General features: G+C 30.5%; 14 protein-coding genes and 2 pseudogenes. 3 read left to right on the forward strand and 13 right to left on the reverse strand.

Annotation, left to right across the window (positions count from 1 at the left end; genetic code table 11):
* Positions 1-59: 59 nt before the first annotated feature.
* Entirely contained in the window at positions 60-668 is a 609-nt protein-coding gene (locus WY13_RS07135) for a 3'-5' exonuclease (RefSeq protein WP_063555001.1), read from the forward strand.
* Positions 669-785: 117 nt separating this feature from the next.
* Here the strand turns inward: WY13_RS07135 and WY13_RS07140 are convergent, their stop codons facing one another.
* The 7 genes from WY13_RS07140 to WY13_RS07170 all read right to left on the reverse strand — a co-directional run bounded on the left by WY13_RS07140 (position 786) and on the right by WY13_RS07170 (position 9,314).
* The gene (locus tag WY13_RS07140) at positions 786-2,579 is read right to left on the reverse strand and encodes an ASKHA domain-containing protein (protein WP_063555002.1); all 1,794 of its coding nucleotides are present in this window, start codon (positions 2,577-2,579) and stop codon (positions 786-788) included.
* Positions 2,572-3,603: a methylcobamide:CoM methyltransferase MtbA gene (locus tag WY13_RS07145; RefSeq protein ID WP_063555003.1), complete on the reverse strand. Its 1,032-nt coding sequence runs from the start codon at positions 3,601-3,603 to the stop codon at positions 2,572-2,574. Before WY13_RS07145 ends, WY13_RS07140 begins: the two co-directional genes overlap by 8 nt.
* Before the next feature lie 15 nt (positions 3,604-3,618).
* Positions 3,619-4,275 (reverse strand): corrinoid protein, encoded by a 657-nt coding sequence (locus tag WY13_RS07150; protein WP_063555086.1) that lies wholly within the window; start codon positions 4,273-4,275, stop codon positions 3,619-3,621.
* 41 nt (positions 4,276-4,316) lie between these two features.
* A complete protein-coding gene (locus tag WY13_RS07155) occupies positions 4,317-5,387 on the reverse strand; it encodes a uroporphyrinogen decarboxylase family protein (RefSeq protein ID WP_063555004.1) in 1,071 nt (356 codons plus the stop codon).
* Positions 5,388-5,806: 419 nt separating this feature from the next.
* On the reverse strand, positions 5,807-6,676 hold the full coding sequence (locus WY13_RS07160; protein WP_063555005.1) for a uroporphyrinogen decarboxylase family protein: 870 nt from the start codon (positions 6,674-6,676) through the stop codon (positions 5,807-5,809).
* Positions 6,677-6,776: 100 nt separating this feature from the next.
* Entirely contained in the window at positions 6,777-7,154 is a 378-nt protein-coding gene (locus WY13_RS07165; RefSeq protein WP_242866351.1) for a GTP-binding protein, read from the reverse strand.
* A 402-nt stretch (positions 7,155-7,556) separates the two neighbouring features.
* Positions 7,557-9,314 (reverse strand): helicase-related protein, encoded by a 1,758-nt coding sequence (locus WY13_RS07170; RefSeq protein ID WP_063555006.1) that lies wholly within the window; start codon positions 9,312-9,314, stop codon positions 7,557-7,559.
* A gap of 718 nt (positions 9,315-10,032) precedes the next feature.
* On the opposite strand from WY13_RS07170, the gene WY13_RS07175 reads away from it, so the two are divergent.
* Together WY13_RS07175 and WY13_RS07180 are read left to right on the forward strand one after the other, a co-directional pair.
* On the forward strand, positions 10,033-10,332 hold the full coding sequence (locus WY13_RS07175) for a methyl-accepting chemotaxis protein (protein WP_063555007.1): 300 nt from the start codon (positions 10,033-10,035) through the stop codon (positions 10,330-10,332).
* Between the two features lie 317 nt (positions 10,333-10,649).
* Positions 10,650-12,335 (forward strand): methyl-accepting chemotaxis protein, encoded by a 1,686-nt coding sequence (locus WY13_RS07180; RefSeq protein ID WP_063555008.1) that lies wholly within the window; start codon positions 10,650-10,652, stop codon positions 12,333-12,335.
* 304 nt (positions 12,336-12,639) lie between these two features.
* Here the strand turns inward: WY13_RS07180 and WY13_RS07185 are convergent.
* From WY13_RS07185 to WY13_RS07205, 6 genes and pseudogenes are all read right to left on the reverse strand, one after another.
* Positions 12,640-12,906 (reverse strand): annotated as a pseudogene (locus WY13_RS07185) (SUV3 C-terminal domain-containing protein); the annotation flags it as partial.
* Positions 12,903-13,031, reverse strand: a complete 129-nt coding sequence (locus tag WY13_RS22060) for a DUF2933 domain-containing protein (protein WP_156498987.1) — start codon at positions 13,029-13,031, stop codon at positions 12,903-12,905. The pseudogene WY13_RS07185 and the gene WY13_RS22060, both read right to left, overlap by 4 nt.
* 257 nt (positions 13,032-13,288) lie before the next feature.
* Positions 13,289-14,188: a prenyltransferase gene (locus tag WY13_RS07190; protein ID WP_063555010.1), complete on the reverse strand. Its 900-nt coding sequence runs from the start codon at positions 14,186-14,188 to the stop codon at positions 13,289-13,291.
* A gap of 89 nt (positions 14,189-14,277) precedes the next feature.
* Positions 14,278-15,990: a methyl-accepting chemotaxis protein gene (locus WY13_RS07195; protein WP_063555011.1), complete on the reverse strand. Its 1,713-nt coding sequence runs from the start codon at positions 15,988-15,990 to the stop codon at positions 14,278-14,280.
* Positions 15,991-16,472: 482 nt separating this feature from the next.
* On the reverse strand, positions 16,473-16,910 hold the full coding sequence (locus tag WY13_RS07200; RefSeq protein ID WP_063555012.1) for a CBS domain-containing protein: 438 nt from the start codon (positions 16,908-16,910) through the stop codon (positions 16,473-16,475).
* A 229-nt stretch (positions 16,911-17,139) separates the two neighbouring features.
* Positions 17,140-17,950, reverse strand: a pseudogene (locus WY13_RS07205) (PLP-dependent cysteine synthase family protein).
* Positions 17,951-18,019 lie beyond the last annotated feature (69 nt).

The following is an 18,019-nucleotide window of genomic DNA, read 5'->3' on the forward strand; positions in this document are numbered from 1 at the left end:
AATATAGCTTTCTACAATGTTATAATGGATATAGCTTAAATTTAGGAGGACGTCTTTGAATGAACATGATATTTTTTGACACAGAAACAACTGGTTTAAAGCCTGGAAACATATGCCAACTAAGCTACATTCTTGTTGACACCAGTGAAAAGCCAACCAAAACCATAGGTAAAAATATTTTCTTTGCTGTGGATTATATAGAGCCTAGTGCAGAAAAAGTACACGGTTTTTCTGTGGAAGACTTGTACAAGCTAAGCAGCGGTATGAACTTTAAAGATCATTTAGATGAATTTTTAAATGACTTTCAAAATGCAGATATCTTAATAGGCCATAATGTAAACTTTGATATTAAATTTCTATCTTCTGAATTTAAAAATTGCAATGAAATATTAAACATAAAGCATACTTTTTGCACTATGAATTACTATAAAAATATATGTAATCTTAAAAACAGATATAATAAATGTAAGGCTCCTAGACTTGAAGAGGTTGTACGATTTCTTCATATAGAAAATCCATACATAACTGCTGTAAGTAAAAAATACTTTAACGGTACTGGAAACTTTCATGATGCCAGGTTTGATACTACAGCAACCTACTTGCTTGTAACAGAAGGAATTAGAAAGGGATATATTCCCAAAAGATATTTTTCTCACATAATACAATAAAATTATAGAATTTCTATTTTCAAAATTAACCCAACCAATAATTAAAGGGGTTATCATATTAACATAAAATAAAATAGTTCTCCCAAATTTTTAGTTTGAGAGAACTTATATTTACATTTAACCAGGGAATATAAGGCATGCGGCAAAAAGTTTTTCATAACCTTCAGATGCACCTAATTCCATATAATCTATTTGATGAGCTAATTGTTCAATTTCTTCTTTTACCTTACCAGACATAAGAGCCATATATGCACCTGTCTTAGATGAGTTTCCTACATATACTAGCTTATCTTCAACCTTTTCTGGTAAAATTCCTATTCCTACTAAACTATCAGCTGATAAGTGAGCTCCAAATTGTCCTGCTACAACAACTTTATCAAGATTATCCATATCAATATTAGCCTTTTTTAATAAAGCATAAAAACCTGAAAGAATAGCTCCTTTTGCTAATTGCACTTGACGAATATCTCCTTGTGTAATTAGTATTTGGTCTGGACTGCTTTCTAAAATAAATTGTCGTTTTCTGCCATCCAATTGAATCATATCATATCGATAATCTGATTCCTCTAACTTTTCTTTCTTTATAAATGCTCCATCCTTTTTTACAAGTTCTGTACGAAGCAGCTCTTTTACAACAGCTAATATGCCACTTCCGCATATTCCTATTGGCTTTTTATCTCCGATAACCTGAACTTCAACTCCACTTTCAGTAATTCTTACATCCTCAATTGCGCCTTCTGCCGCTCTCATGCCAGAACTAATATTCATTCCTTCTAAAGCTGGGCCTGCTGCACAAGAACATGATAACAACTTTCCATGATTGGATAAAACAATTTCCCCATTAGTTCCAATATCTATAAACAGAACATTTTCCTTAGCTTTATGCAGCTGACAAACATATGCTCCTGCTACAATATCTGCACCTATATAAGCTGAAACTGATGGAAGACAATATAATCTAGCACCTGGTGCTGCCTTTAATCCAATATCTTTTGCCAATATATTTTTTGATTTTGTAAATATTGGTGAATATGGAGACATTCCTATAGATGTAGCATCAATCCCTAGCAAAAGATGCATCATTGTACAGTTTGCTGCAATAGAAATCTCATAAATATTTTTTCTATCTACTTTTGATTTATTGCATATATCGCAAATCATCTCATTAATAGAATTTACAATTGCATATTGCAATTTTTCCTTTCCATCTTCAGGATGCTCCACTTCATAAGTTATTCTAGTTAAAACATCCAATCCAAAGTTCTTTTGAGCATTGATCATTGAAGCTGTAGCTAATTCTTTACCCGTTTTCATGTCAATTAATGCTGTTACAACAGTTGTAGTTCCAATATCAACTGCTACTCCATAAAGAATGCCTGTCGTATCCCCACACTCAATTGCAATTAATTCTCTTCCATTAAAAACTCCTGTAACTTTTCCAGTTATAAATTCATGCTGCTGAAGTAGTCTCCAATCAAATTTTTCAACATCAAATGTTTTACATATAAGCTCTTCAAAGGAACCTTGATTTTCTAACGTAGGTTTTTCTATTTCAAAAATCTCTTTATGAATTAAAGGATTAAACTCAAAATCAGGTGTATAACCTGTTGTAAGTATGTCATGTTTTCCTTCTTTTTGTAAAATTTCAATTACAATATCCTCTTGTGGTACTACAAGACAAGAAAGTCTTATACCTGAATCAATTTCTTCCTTTTTTAAAAGTTTCTCTTCTGTTTCTGAGATATCAGGTAAATTTCCTTCTAAAAGTTTGATTTTACATTTTCCACAGGACCCTTTTCCATTACATGGGTTGTTTACAAAAACATTATTTTCAAGTAAAATTTGCAGCAAATTTTTATCAAGTGTATATTCAAAGCTTTTATTCTGCGACTTAATAGAAATCTTAGGCATTAGTATCTCCATCTCCCTTTGATAAATATTCTAACATTGCCTTTACATTTTTTAAAGGAGATTTCATTCCAAGTCCACAAGCTGGAGATATAATATTAGACCCATCTTTTACACACTTCTCAGTTAGTTCTGCAATTTTCTTTTCTTCCCCAAACTCAATTGCATAAGTACTTACATTTCCCATTAACACCCTATCTTTTAAATTTTTTCTAGCATCACTCATGTTGACTATAGAATCAAAACTTAGGGCATTACTTTTTACTTTATTTACTTCCGAATACACCTTCTTCATTTGTCCACATATATGTACAATCGTACCTTTATTCTCTTTTTTTACACTTTCAATAATTTTATTAATATATTTAACAGCAAATTCTTCAAATAATTTTGGTCCTAAAATTTCGCCTGTACCACTAGGATCAGAAATAGCTATTATATCAGCACCTGCTTCTATTTGTTTTTTTGCAAATGTAATTAATTCATCTGTAACAAAATTAAGAAATTCATGTGCTTCTTTATTGCTTTTTTTTAATTCTTTATAAAAAATAGAAGGTTCCATTACAGAACTTGCTGTACTGATAGGTCCAGTTAAATTACCTATGATAGGAACATCAGTACCCTTTGATTTCAATAATTTAATTGCATCAATAACTACCTTTGCCCTTCCTTCTGTAAAATTAATTTGAGAAATCTTCTTCCATTCCTTAACAGAATTAATTGCATATTCTACAACATGAGGCTCACAAATCTTTGTTCCCATGTCAACTTTTGCTCCGAAATTTTCTGCCTCAATGGTCATACAAAATGGAACTCCATAATTCTCAAAACAGCCTCTTTCATACACTGCTTCTGCTAAACCAGCCATCATTTGTGCATTGGTGTGTGCTTCAGGAAACTTTATTTGAGCTTCTTCTATTAACTCTGTTGTGACCATATTCATCATGCCTCCAGGACAAATACATGGTGGTCTATCAACCTTTTCTCCATTAAAAGCCTTATTTAAACGTTCTTTTGGTGACAACATATCCCTCACTTCTTTCTATGCTATATTAAGCAATCCTTTTACTAGTTTAACTGCTTCAATTGCATTAGCAGAATACCCATCTGCACCAATCAAATCAGAAAACTTCTTTGAAATAGGGCCTCCTCCTATAATAACTTTAAGGTTTTCTCTTATTTCAGCTTCTTTTAGTAACTCTATAACAGTTTTCATTCCACCCATTGTTGTTGTCATCAAGGTTGACATACAAACAAATGAAGCATTGACTTCTTTAGCTTTATCTACAAAGCTCTGAAGTGGAACATCTCTACCCAAGTCAATCATATCAAATCCAGCTGTTTCTAACATGATTTTTACTAAATTTTTTCCTATATCGTGAGTATCTCCTTCTACAACTCCAATTACTCCCTTTGGCTTTTCTCTATCTGCTTCATCAGCTGGAAGATGAGGTCTTAAAATTGCTAAACCTTCATACATTGCATCTGAACATAATAATAAATCTGTAACAAAATATTCTTCTTCCTCATACAATTTACTTGCACGATTCATACCATCTACAAGACCTTCCATAATACCATCAAGTATATCATATCCTGCTTCTACATACTCATTAGATGCTTCAATTGTATCTTCCTCTTCCATTTCAAATACACCATCAGATAATCTTTTTAATAATTCTTCTTTTGATACTGCCATTGTTTTCCCTCCATTTTTTCCTAAATTACAAAATTTATCTTCTAAGAGAAATTTTTTGGATCTAGTGGCCATTTTCCATATTTCCTAGCAGAAGCCATAAACTGATCAATATTTTCTAGTGGAACTGCACCTGAAAGATCGCATCCTGATGCCAAAATATATCCACAAGGACTGTCATAAGCCTTTTGCATACAATTTTTCACTGCTAAATCTACATCATTGGTATTTCCTAAAATCAATACCTCTACTGGATCTACGTTACCAAGTATAGGAACCTTGTCTCCTACTACTTGTTTTGTATATGCCAAATCCACTCTATTATCTATACTCATCATATCGCAGCCTGACTTTACCATTTCTCCTACAATTGATGTTGTATCTCCACAAATATGATAGCAAACCATTCCCTTTGCATCATGAATCTCTTTCATTAATTCTTGAGTGTATGGTAAAACAAACTCTACATATTGCTTTTTATTAAGAATGGTTCCTGATGCAATAGGATCGCATAATAAAATAAGAACACCTGCTTTTATAAACTCCCTGCAAATCATTTTCAATGCATCATTACAGAATTTAATTAGTTGATGAAGTTTTTCAGGATTTTTTCTAGTTGCTCTAAGTAGGTTTTCTATCTTGTAAATACTTGCAGCAGCAGTAAAAGGACCTGAGATTAATACCCCAGTAGAAACTTCATTTCCTATCTCATCCATTATAATACGTGCTGCCTCCATGTGTAATTGAAATGCTTTATCATTTTTCAGTTCTAATTTTGACATATCTAGCTTGTCAACATCATTCAAATCATCTAAAACATATTTCATAATTGCTGGTACTGAATCTTCCGGGTCACTCATTTCACTGCCTAAAGCTGAACCTATACCGTGCAATCCATATTCAACAATAGTTAAGTCATTACCAAACCTTTCATAACAAGCTATCTGTGCTTTAGCTTCATTTAAAGCACTACTTCTTTTTTCCTTATGAGTCATTCCAAGTGCTAATCCAGACATAGAGCAAACAATTGGCATAGCTAGCATTCTGTCCATAGGTTTTCCTGTCATGAATGCAGCTAATCTTTCATTTGGCGTCATTTTATCATTCTTGTGCATGTGTTTTACCCTCCACACTTTTTTAATTTTTTATATTAACTCAACTTTCTCATATACAAAACTTTAAATTAATGTAAGCATAATGCGACACAACTTTTCAGAGGACATTTGACAGAGGACAGAGGACAATGAAGGTGAGTTTTCCTCCTTACGTCAGAAAACTAATTTATTTTTAAGCTTGTTTTGCTAAAGCAAAACATCGCTTAAGTAGGTATCTAAAATCTATGATTTTCAGATAATTTTGCTTGCTTAGAAAGCATTTCTTAAAAATAAAAAAACGTGAGTTTTTTTAAATTAAAGATTTTTCGCAGCGCAGCGGAGAAAAATCCTCCTTCACTGTCCTCTGTCAATTGTCCTCTGTCCTCTGAAAAGAAGTTGCTTCGCAATATTTTTAAACTACGAAAATTGATCATTGATATTTAAAGCAAATCAATTGTCTTGATTATTCCATCTTTTAATTCAAATTCATTATTTTTAATGCACATTTGTCCAACAAATTTTGCTTGTCCTATAACTTTTTCACAAGCTTCAGAATATTTTAGAGATTCCCCTAGATTGATATCTTTCCACACAGCTTTATCTGTTCCTAATAATGCAAATGTAGTCTTAGGACAAAGCAGTACAATTGTTTCATCGTCAATAACTTTTTCAATGTTTTTTAATAATGGATAAGTAAACATTTCTACAGTCTGCTCGGCATATTTGGGTCCTAAAATATTTAATCCTCCAGAAGAATCAGCATAGCTAATCATGTTAACCCCTGCTTTTTTAGCCTCTTCAACAAAGCGCAGTATTTCCTTTTGAAATTTATCAAAAATAGCCTTCATAGTATCTGGTTTTTTTCTAAATAACTTAAAAACATGACGCGGATCAATTAAAACATTCATAATTGTAAATGGGCCTGAAATATATAGTACTACATTTTCTCCCTTATCCCGTAAATATTTACAAGCCTTTAGGACCTCTGATATACGTCCTTTTGAGTAATCGATTTCATGAAGATTTAATATTTCCTGCGCTGTTGTACAAATATAATCTTTTGCCCTTGGACCTGCTTTTTCATTTCCAAGATTAATTATTCCACCCATAGCTTCTCCCTCAACGGTATGACAGAATGGCAATCCACAAAAATTTGCATTATCATATTTCTTTAATTCTTCTGCCAATGTAGCCATGCTGTCCCAGTGCTTATATGCCTCTGGAAACTGTAATCCCGTTTTTTCTGTAACATCTTTATTAATCCCTACAGAATTATCATACGTACAATTAAAGTCAATAATTTTACTCATGTTAATGCCTCCTTATTAAGTTAATAAATGGCCATACCAAATTTAGCACTTTATGCAAAAATCATAGATTGAATATATCTGCTTAAAATTTGGGGATTGTCTATAGATAAAGTACTGAGCACTTTATCTTCAGCTTTTTGTCATCTATATTATCCACACGACTTAAAAAAATAATATTAGCATTTTGAATTTGATCTAAATAAAATCCACCAAAGTTATCTAAGTAGTCATCAAATGCGCTTACATCTACAATTATTATAAGATGATTTATCCTTGTTAGAAAATCCGAATTTTCAGAAATTTTTTTACAAACTTTCACAATATCTGACAAATTTCCTACCCCAGATGGTTTTATAAATATGTGTTCAGGTTTATATATTAATGTTAATTTCTCTATACTCTCTTTAAATTTTTTTACTAAACTACAACAAATACAGCCAGCATAGATTTCTTTAATAGGTAGTTTGTCATCAAGCAAGTCTCCATCAATCTAATTAACATATAATTTTAAAAATAAATTTACAATATCTTTTGTGTTATGTCACTTTATAGATAATCCTATACTATTTTGTTATCATCTACTAAATAATTTTAACATTTAAAATACTATTGGTCTAATCATTATTAGTTATTGTTTGCTGCACACTTATAAATTATATTTATAGAGAAATTATAGTTTTGTACTTCTATATTTTTCCATCCACAAAGTTCTCTCAAATTTTCAACTATCTACTTGTTAAACTGCAATTCGTAATGTACTTTTTTATAAAAAAATTTTTTATTTAATTTCAAATTACGAATTGCAACTGTTAAAATAGATCAATATCTTGATTTTAACTAAATAAATTTCTATGAAGTTGTATAAGCATTTTCGCTGAAATTATATTCTAACTAATATCTCATTTATTTCCTCACTTACTTTTATTCTTTCACTGTAAACCCATTCAACATCAAATTCTAAATTAAATATTTTAGAAAATGAGTAATACATATTTATCTTTTGATAATATATTTCCAAATCATCCAAATCACCCTCAAAACATTGTGGTTTAAATAAACTATCTTGTTTATTAACAAACAATTCATCTACGTATTCTAAAAATTCATTCATTAAATCTTCTTTTGAAACATCAAAGGGAACCTTCAATAAATCCCACTGATCTTTTTCTTTTAGCTTATATTTCTTTATTTTATCTAAAATCAATATATATTCACTAATGTCCATCTTTGTATAATAATCTAATTTTTCTTCTCTAGTCCCCCACAAAGCCAACTTTTCATTTAAAGGCAAACTCTTAATCTTTAATATTGCATCTGATGGACCAATAACTGCTCTTTTTATTTTTTCATCTTCAGCTTTCAATTTGGATTTAATAAAATCTTGAGTATCTCCAGCACTAGCTACATAACCTATATCATAAATACCTATTCGTCCCGCACGTCCACTTACCTGTTTTACTTCCTGTGATGTAAGTTCCTGTACTTCTTCGCCATCAAACTTTTTTATATTGATAAAAATAATTCTTCTAATAGGCAAATTGACTCCCATACCTATTGCATCAGTTGTAACTAGCACTTTTGTCTCCTTATTTGTAAATTGCTCATACTGCATTTTTCTAACTTCCGGTGGTAAATCACCATATATTATGCTGGCTTTAATGCTCTTACTTGAATATTTCTGTGCTATCTCCAGCACTCTTTTTTTAGAAAAGACTACAACAGCGTCACCTTCCTTGATGTCATCATAATTAAATTTCTTATTTTCAACTTCTAGGGGAATAGCCCTTTTATATTCTTTTATCTCATACTGATCTTCACAATCATTTATAATTGTTTCTAGTATACCTTTAGCATTAAGAGCTCCACATATATGAATTTCATCACATTTTAGCCCTAATAATGCCCTGCTCCATGCCATTCCTCTTTGTTTATCACTAATCATTTGAATTTCATCAATAACAGCTATATCATAGTGTTCCTTTAAATTAAGCTTTTCTATTGTACAGGAAGTATGGGTTGAACCTATCTTTAATACTTCTTCTTCACCAGTTAATAAGTCACAAATTATGCCTTCTTTATTTAACTTTTCAAAATTCTCCAAAGCAAGAATTCTAAGTGGTGACAAATATACTCCTTTCTTTGCCGTTTTGAGGCGTTCTATAGCATTATAAGTTTTACCTGTATTCGTGTCCCCTAAATGAATATAGAATTTTCTCTTCATGTGTCTAGTCTCAATATATTCATCCTTAGGATTATCAGGGAATGTTTTTTCAAACTCTTCAGCAATTAATTTAGGTATATGATTTTTAGTAAGCACTGTCATTATCCCTGAATTTAAAAAAGCATTATAACTTTCTTTTATAATTTCATAAAAATCAAAACATGTATTATTCTTCTTATTGTAATTATCAAGTATTCTCTTTGATACATTTTCTAGTAATTCTTCATAGGTTTCATAGACATATTCAAAATCTTTTAATCCTTCATTTTTCATCTCTTTAAGTTTAACTAGCTTTTTTCTTATGGCACTTTCGTGTTCTATGAGTACCCCTGGTTTTGAATAATATACGATCTCTTCAATATGATTAATTTGGCTTTTTAATTTTTTAAATTCCTTTTGTGATGAATTCTTCTTCATGCATTTTCCTCCGCCTAGTCTATTTAATTATTCAAATACTATATTTTTATATCTTATGAGGTTTATAAATTTACTTTATTGCATCTTAATTATATAACTATTCCTCAAATTATTATAAACCAAATACACATTTTACATTAATCACAAAAAATAAAATAGTAAACATGATATTTATCTATATTTTCTTTAAAAGTATTTTTAACATTTTAAGTAACAACAAAAATAGAGCATCATAGATATTTCTCAAAGCATTGATGCTCACTCAAAAATTTTTCTTATTTCTCCATTCAAAACTCTAATTTGTAGCTTATAATTCATTACAGCATTATTTACTATTTCTATAGTCTATGCATCATTTTCATTATCAGTGTTCATAACTATCTACAACTATAAGACCTGCTGGAGTTACTTGCTAAATTTATACAAATTTCGGGTGGTGTCAGACCCCCTGCGAGGACAAAGGGTCAGACCCCCTTACAAAAACCGGAATAGTTTTTGTTGCTAAATTGAAAATATCTACAATATGTGATTATAGTCACGGTATAATTATCCATTTAAAGCTATAATAGAATACAAAATGCTTTTATATAAACGAAAGTAAAATTGATAAAGACGAACTTATGGATACAACAGAGATTGTAGAACAAGTTAATTTCTTTAAGAATAATAAACTGGAAAAATAATAGAAATTACTCGTGGAGTGGCACATACTTCAAATATGCTTGGTCTTAACGCTGCTATTGAGTCTGCAAGGGCGGGAGAACATGGAAAAGGTTTTTCTGTTGTAGCAAATGAAATTCGTAAAATGGCTGAAAATAGTGCAATTGCTATAAAAGATGTTGAAAATATTCTAAATAAAATTAAAGAGAAAATAGAAACAATGGATGAAAAAATTAATGATAACGCCGCTATAGGGCATCAACAGGCTGCTGCTACAGAAGAGTTATCCTGTACGATGGAGGAATTGGCAGCATCTACAGATACTCTTAAGCAAGCTGCTAGTAGGGTAATAGGTTAGCAATTTTCTAGGCAAATATATGTGCTTTAATTAATGTAAGTGGTTAATAACAGCTATCTTGACTGTTATTAACCGCTTATGCTCATACAAATGAAGTAGCAGAATCTACCTCTATTCTTAGCAACAAAGCTTGTACGTTTCACTCCCAATCTTTGTAAAGGGTCAAGTCCCTTACAAAAACTGGAACAGTTTTTGTTGCTACTTATTGAAATTCGGAAATCACCTCAGATATTTTAGTCAATATGTGTGGCACATCGTTTGCTATGCAACTTGCTGTTATACCTACAAGTAAACTTATTATACGAGGAGGGACCTTTATGAAAAGTATCAAATTCAAAATTATTGGGAGTTTTCTCATTCTACTATTACTAATTATAGTTAATTTCATTTTTATTTTAAACATGCTTAAATTACAAAAGCAAGATGCTCTTTTAGTTAACCTAGCTGGCAGACAAAGAATGCTAAGTCAGACAATGAGCAAAGATACCTTTTTACTTGCTCAAAATAACAAAATTCAAGGTGTTAATATAGACGCTGTAAAGGCAGACTTAAAAAAGTCAGCCGACCTTTATGACAAAACTAGTAAAGCATTCTTAAATGGCGGAACCACTTTGGATACTAATAACACAGAAGTAACTATTAATAATTTAGGAAAAAATGTTCCTATAGCTCAAAAAGCCGATGATCTGTGGAAACCATTTTATGAAAGTGTAAAAAATGTTTTAGAAAAGGATGATATTAAATCTGTTAAGTTTATAGCCGAAAATAATAATAAATTGTTATCTCTATCTAACGATATCGCTACTTCTCTTCAAAAAGAATCTGAATCAAAAATTAATTTAATAAAGATTGTTCAACTTTTTATTACCATTATAACTTTTATAACTTTTATTATTATTGTACTATTTGTAAACAAATCAATAGTAAATTCATTAAAAATGGCTGTTAGTAATTTGAACACTATTTCTACAGGAGATCTTTCTACTGTAATCTGTAAAAGCAGAAAAAAACGTGAAGATGAAATTGGTGAAATTGAAAATTCTACAGAAATTATGTTATGTTCCCTCAAAAATTTAGTAAATAACATAAAAGGTGGTTCAAGCCATATTGAGGCGTTAGTTACCAATATTTCAAAAAACACCTCAAACCTAAACACAAATATAGATGATGTTTTAATGACTACAGAAGATTTAACTCAAGGTATGGAGGAAAACGCTACATATGCTGAACAAATGATAGCATCTTCTCACGAAATTGAACGTTCATTAGATTTCATCACAAAAAAGTCTCAAAACGGGTTGTTAACTTCAACAGAAATTCATAATAGAGCTATCAATACAAAAAGCAATTTTAAAGAATCACAGGAAAAAACATTATTAATTTTTTCAAAAACAAAAGCAGATTTAGAAAAGGCCATTGAGGATTCAAAAATTGTAGATCAGATTAATGTGCTTTCAAAAGCTATTATAGAAATAACATCTCAGACAGATCTACTAGCTTTAAACGCAGCAATTGAGGCTTCTAGAGCAGGTGAACAAGGAAAAGGGTTTGCAGTGGTTGCTGACGAAGTTAGAAAGCTAGCAGAAAAATCAAAAGCTACAATATTTGAAATACAAAATATAAATGCTAGAGTGACCGAAACCGTTAACATACTATCAGTTAGCTCCGATGAGCTACTAAAATATATTTCAAAATATGTTATTAATGACTATAAGTCAATGTTAGATATATCAGAAAAATATATAGAAGATACAAGCTTTATAAATACTATTATCCATGAATTCGGTTCTACTGCAACAGACTTAACACTTTCAATTCAAGAGATGCTAAAAGCTATAGATCAAGTAGCTAATTCTTCAGTTAAAGGTGCACAGGGAACTTTAGATATAGTTGAAAAAATGAACAATATAAATCAAGAATCTAGTGAAATAATGCATCAAGCTTCACTATCAAGGGAAAGTACAGAAAAATTGAACATAGATATAAATAAATTTAAAATTTAGTAAAAAAACTCTTTTCAAGCAATGACTTAAACTAGTGAAAAAACACAACAAGTTTCAGAGACTCAAGGACAAACTAAAGTACACCATTAGCAAGTGAGCCTCGCGCATAGGCTCGCTCATAAGAAGCCCTGTATGGAAATCATTTCCATACAGGGCTTCTTGGCAAATCTTTGGTGCTCGAGTACAATTTTCTAGGACTTTTCTTTTGCTCCTACTTCTCCACTCTTATCAAATTCCAAATCACTTTCTACAAATTTTAAATATAACTTCACTCTATTATTATATTTAAAATAATTTAATATTGTTATATATTCAATAATATTTTATTAATATCTTCACTTACTACACTACGTTCATCATAAACCCACTGTTCATCAAATTCTAAATTAAAAACCTTAGAGAAAGAATAATAAAGATTTATCTTTTGATAGTAAAGTTCCAATTCATTAAGATCCTTTAATAAACAAGTTGGCTTAGAAATGACATCCCTATCAGATATAAAAAACTCATCTACATAGCTTAAAAAAGCATCCATCATTATAGGATTTGATACATCAAAAGGTATTTTCAATGAGAATCATGGTGTCTGCTATGAACTGAATGTCCACCTCCGCAGCAGCCTCCCCCTCTGAATATCATACATGACATCAATCCCAAAAATAGAACATACCACCAGTTATCTGCTAAAAATCTCAACACAAACACCTCTCTTCAATACTAAAATCACATCCTAATTTGTTTAATTTTTATTATTTACATATATAGTATAGAATAGAGTTATGTAGGTAAAATGAAGAAATTTAAATTGTTGATTTTATAAAAAGCAATACAAAACCTCTTTGTATTATGGTTTCCCGTAAAATCCACTAAATCACAAAGAGGTTTCTTATTTTACTATTAAATTATAATCCTACGCATCTCTTAGAGTAGTCTTTTTTTAGAAGTCGCTATTATTAGATGCCTATCTTGAACATAATCGATATTAATAATCCAATAATCACAGCTAAGTGATATTTTAATCCGACCTGAGCTATAAGCCCCATTGTTTTGCCTTTTGTACAGATACTCTTATCATAGGATAAAAAATTAGAAATTGACTTATAAGGAAATAATAAAATAACAGCTACTAATACAATAATAGGATAAATACCTATTATCATTAAAGTAAATGTTAGTACAAGCAACATTATTACACTAAAAATCCACAGTCTCTCAGAATTTTTAATTCCTATCAGTATGGGTAATGTTTTTCTGCCAATTTTTCTATCCTCTTCTATATCACTTAAATTGTTAGATAGTAATATAGTACCAATAAAAACTGCAGTAGGAACTGCTATAAGTACTGTATTTAAATTAAATATGCCAGAATAAATATAAATAACCGTTGTTGTTATACCTATTCCCATAGTTACTCCAGATACAATTTCACCTATTGGAGTATATGAAATAGGTAAAGGTCCACAAGCATATAAAATTGAAATAATTTCACCAACAGCCGCAATTAGTAAAATATAATAACTTGTTTGGCTAGCTATAAAAATACCAATTAGAAAAGCAATAAATTGATATACGCATATAATACCTAAAACTTGATTTGGAGTAACCTCACCACTTACTAGAGCTTTTTCATTCCCTTTTTCTTTGCTATCTGCTCCACTTTTAAAATCAGAATAATCATTAATCATATTAGTGGCACTTTGAATCAATATCATGGAAATTGATAACAATATAAGATAAATAATATTAAACTTTCCGAAAGCATACCTTGAATAAATCGTACCTAGCACTACAGGGACAATTCCCGCAACAAGAGTTTTTATATCCATAAGCTTTATTATTGTACGAAAGCTCATTTTCTCACCTCTATTTCCTTAAGGGCACCTATTAAACTATAGTAACTAGTCTTTATCTAACTTAAATTTTAAAAAATATTAGTTGAAATTTATATTTTAAACTTCTGTACTAAACTATTTAACTCTTCAGCTAATTCTGCTTGTCTTTGAGCTGATTTAGCTGCTTCTTCAATTGCATAACTTGTTTCATCAACACTGTTTAGTATTCCTTCAGAACTTGATGCAGATTGCTCAGCTGTTGTTGATACATTTTCAACAGCCAAACTAGTTTGTTCTATAGAACTTAATATATGTGTGGTACCACTTGCTATTTCTTCTGACATAGCTTTTATAAAAGCAGCATCTTTCTCATATTTTTCTGCGGTTTCTAAAAACAATTCATAGTCTGGATTTACATTATTATCAATAAAAGCTAGTATATCCTGTGTATTATTAGATAAGTTATTGAAAGCTTCATTTACCTGTGTTATAACATTCTGAATGCTCGAAACATTACTTGCTGACTGCTCTGCAAGCTGACGTATTTCATCTGCGACTACTGCAAATCCTCTCCCCATTTCTCCTGCTCTTGCCGATTCAATAGCAGCATTAAGTGCTAAAAGATTAGTTTGAGAAGCTATATTTGCTATGGAATCTGCCATAACCTTGATTTCCTCAACAACTTTTCCATCTTCTATAGCCTTAACTATATTAATTTGCTTTTCTTTATATATTTTTTGAGAGATATCAATAGCCTTTAGTCCTTTATTCTTTATTTCAGTTGCACGAGCTTGCACCTCATTTGATGCTTTATCACCATCTTTAGCTTTGTCTGAAAGCTCCGTCGTATTTGAAGTTATCTCTTGAATTGAAGCATTTACTTCCTCTGAAGTTGCACTTAAATCATCTGTTCCAGATGATATTTCCTTAGTTGATTTATCAATATTAGTCATTTTTGCAGAGATTTCTTCTATAGTTGAATATATCTCTTCACTGGAGCTACTTATGTTAGCAGAACTTGAAATTATTGTAGATATTAAATTACGAGTATTTTCAACAGCTTTATTTAAAGCTTCAGAAAGCTTACCAATTTCATCCTTTGCATAAACATCAATTCTCTTAGTTAAATCGCCATTTCCCAAAGCATTCGCAAATATAAGAACCTTATTTATTGCTTTTGACAAAGATGTTGATATTAATATTCCTAGCAGTATAGCAATGATAAAACCAAATATTACGATAGAAACCATAGTATTAAATGCTGTCTTATATATTGTTTTATTAATTTCGTTAGCTTCTTGAGCTTCTTTTAAATTTAAGTTTATAAGCTCATTAATGCTGTCAAAAGTCTTTTGTCTTGCATCTAGCACCATATTAAAAGCCATCTGAGCTTCATCATATTTATTTGAATCTATTAATTCCATAAATTTTTTACGTGCCATCATGTAGTCATTGTGATTTTTGTTAAATTGGGTTAGCAACTCCTTTTCCTGACCTGTTGCATTAGTATCTTTAAATTCTTTTGATATAGCCATATCCTCTTCTGTTAATTTATTTATTTCATCTACTATTTGTTGCTTTTTTGACGAATCTTTTGTAGTTAAAAGAGAGATTAAATTAGAGTGTATCTGCAGAAAATTTTCTTTCAATGCCCCTACTTTTCTTATATGCAATAGATTATCTTCATACATAGAAGTTGAATTTATATTTATCTTTTTTATTTGTAATATTCCTATAGTACCTACTGCTGCCATAAGAAGTGATATTAATAAAAAGCAACTTATAAGTTTTGGTGCAATTTTTAAGTTTTTAAATATTTTCATTTATGATCCCCCCACAATTATCTAATAATTTTATAAAGAAAGATACTCTACTTTTATATCTCATATCTAGTAAAATATCCTTTTAATTATAAGAATTACAGTCATTATTATATCATAGTATTCCTCATTACATAAGTCAATTTATTCGAAAAATCAATATTATTTTCAATTTATAGTAATTATATATATATGTTACGAAAATATTATGTAGATTTTTAACGCAAATAAACAATCTAGAATTAGTTCTATAATAGACTTAAATTTAAAAGACTTAGACAGGATTGTGTCAAATTTCATATCATATCATAGGACAATGCTATGGCTAATTTAATATATTATTTTTAGAAATTACAAATGCTACTGTAGGGAAATGAATCATAAAGTGTACACCTCAAATGTTGTATATATATATATAACATTTGAGGTGTACTTCGAACTGCATCAGCTCTATATTTGCACAAGTTGGTGTTTATAAAAAAACTTTATGAACATATATTTTGCCTTTCTTCTAATTCCTTCTTGAAAAGATTTTCGTAGCAATAATTGATTATATCACTTCTCTTTATTATACCTATAAATACATCTTCGTCATCTACCACAGGAACAAAATTCTGATTTACGGAGGTATAAAACAAATCTTCTATATTAGAGTTAATGTGAACAGGTTTATTCATCATCCTTCTAGGTACATCATTTAATCTCACTTTATTACTATTCTTAAAATCCAAGCTAGGGGTATTTTTTAATTTCCATAACAAATCTCCTTCTGTAAGTGTGCCTACATATTTTCCCTTATCATCTAGAACAGGGATAGCTGTATATCTGTGGTGCTCCATTCTTTCTAAAGCTTGTCTCATTGTTGAATTTATATTTTCACACACTACTTCACCTTTAGGTGTCAAAAAAAATGCTATATTCATAATATAATACCTTAACCGCTGCAAATTTATAAATATATAGATACATATTCTTATGATTCTGTGTTCATAGATATTACATAATAGGCTTTTGTTATATATCTATAATAAATTCTTTTGTTGCTTACGGTTTTTTACCTACCTTTCTCTTTACTATAGTTTTACTCTATTAAAATACTTTTTACTTAGTAAATAATTACAACTACATTACTTTTTTATGAAATACTAACAATTAATCATAAAGGCCCATAGATAGATACTTTTCACCACCATCTGGAGCAACAGTAACTACTTTTTTACCTTTTCCTAATTCTTTGGCGATTTTTATAGCTGCTGCTATATTAGCACCTGATAAATCTCAGGGATAAAACCTGCACCTATACCTTGAATTTTATGGGGAGATGGCTGTCCTCCAGATATTACTGGCGACTTTGCAGGTTCTACAGCTATAATTATTACATCCTTGTTATGTTTTTTTAAATTTTCGCCAACACCTGAAATAGTTCCACCAGTACCTACTCCAGCTACAAAGGCATCTATATCCCCTAAATCGTTTAGTATTTCCTCTGCTGTTGTATCGTAATGCTTAAGTGGATTAGCTATATTTGTAAACTGCTGCGGTATAAAGTATCCTTCTTTACCTTCTGCTAACTCTATGGCTTCTTCAATAGCTCCCTTCATTCCCTTGGTTCCATCTGTGAGAATAAGTTCTACACCATAAGCCTTCATCAATTTCCTTCTTTCTAAGCTCATAGTCTCTGGCATAACAATTACTACTTTATAGCCTTTTAACTTTCCTATCATAGCAATAGCGATTCCTGTATTACCACTTGTAGGTTCTACTATTGTATCTCCTGGCTTTATAATACCTTCTCTTTCTGCCTTTTCTATCATACCAATAGCTGCTCTATCTTTTATACTTTCACCTGGATTAAACTTTTCAAGCTTCACATATACCTCAGCCATATTATCATCTAAAAGGTTACTAAGTTTAAGTAAAGGTGTCCCCCCCTACCCATATCTAATGCATTAGTAAAAATCATACTTAAATTCCTCCTCATCTTAAATGTGCTTTATTTAGATTATAATCCTGAATTATGAAGGAGATATGA

It is taken from the genome of Clostridium ljungdahlii, from assembly GCF_001636845.1.
Taxonomy (GTDB): domain Bacteria; phylum Bacillota; class Clostridia; order Clostridiales; family Clostridiaceae; genus Clostridium_B; species Clostridium_B ljungdahlii_A.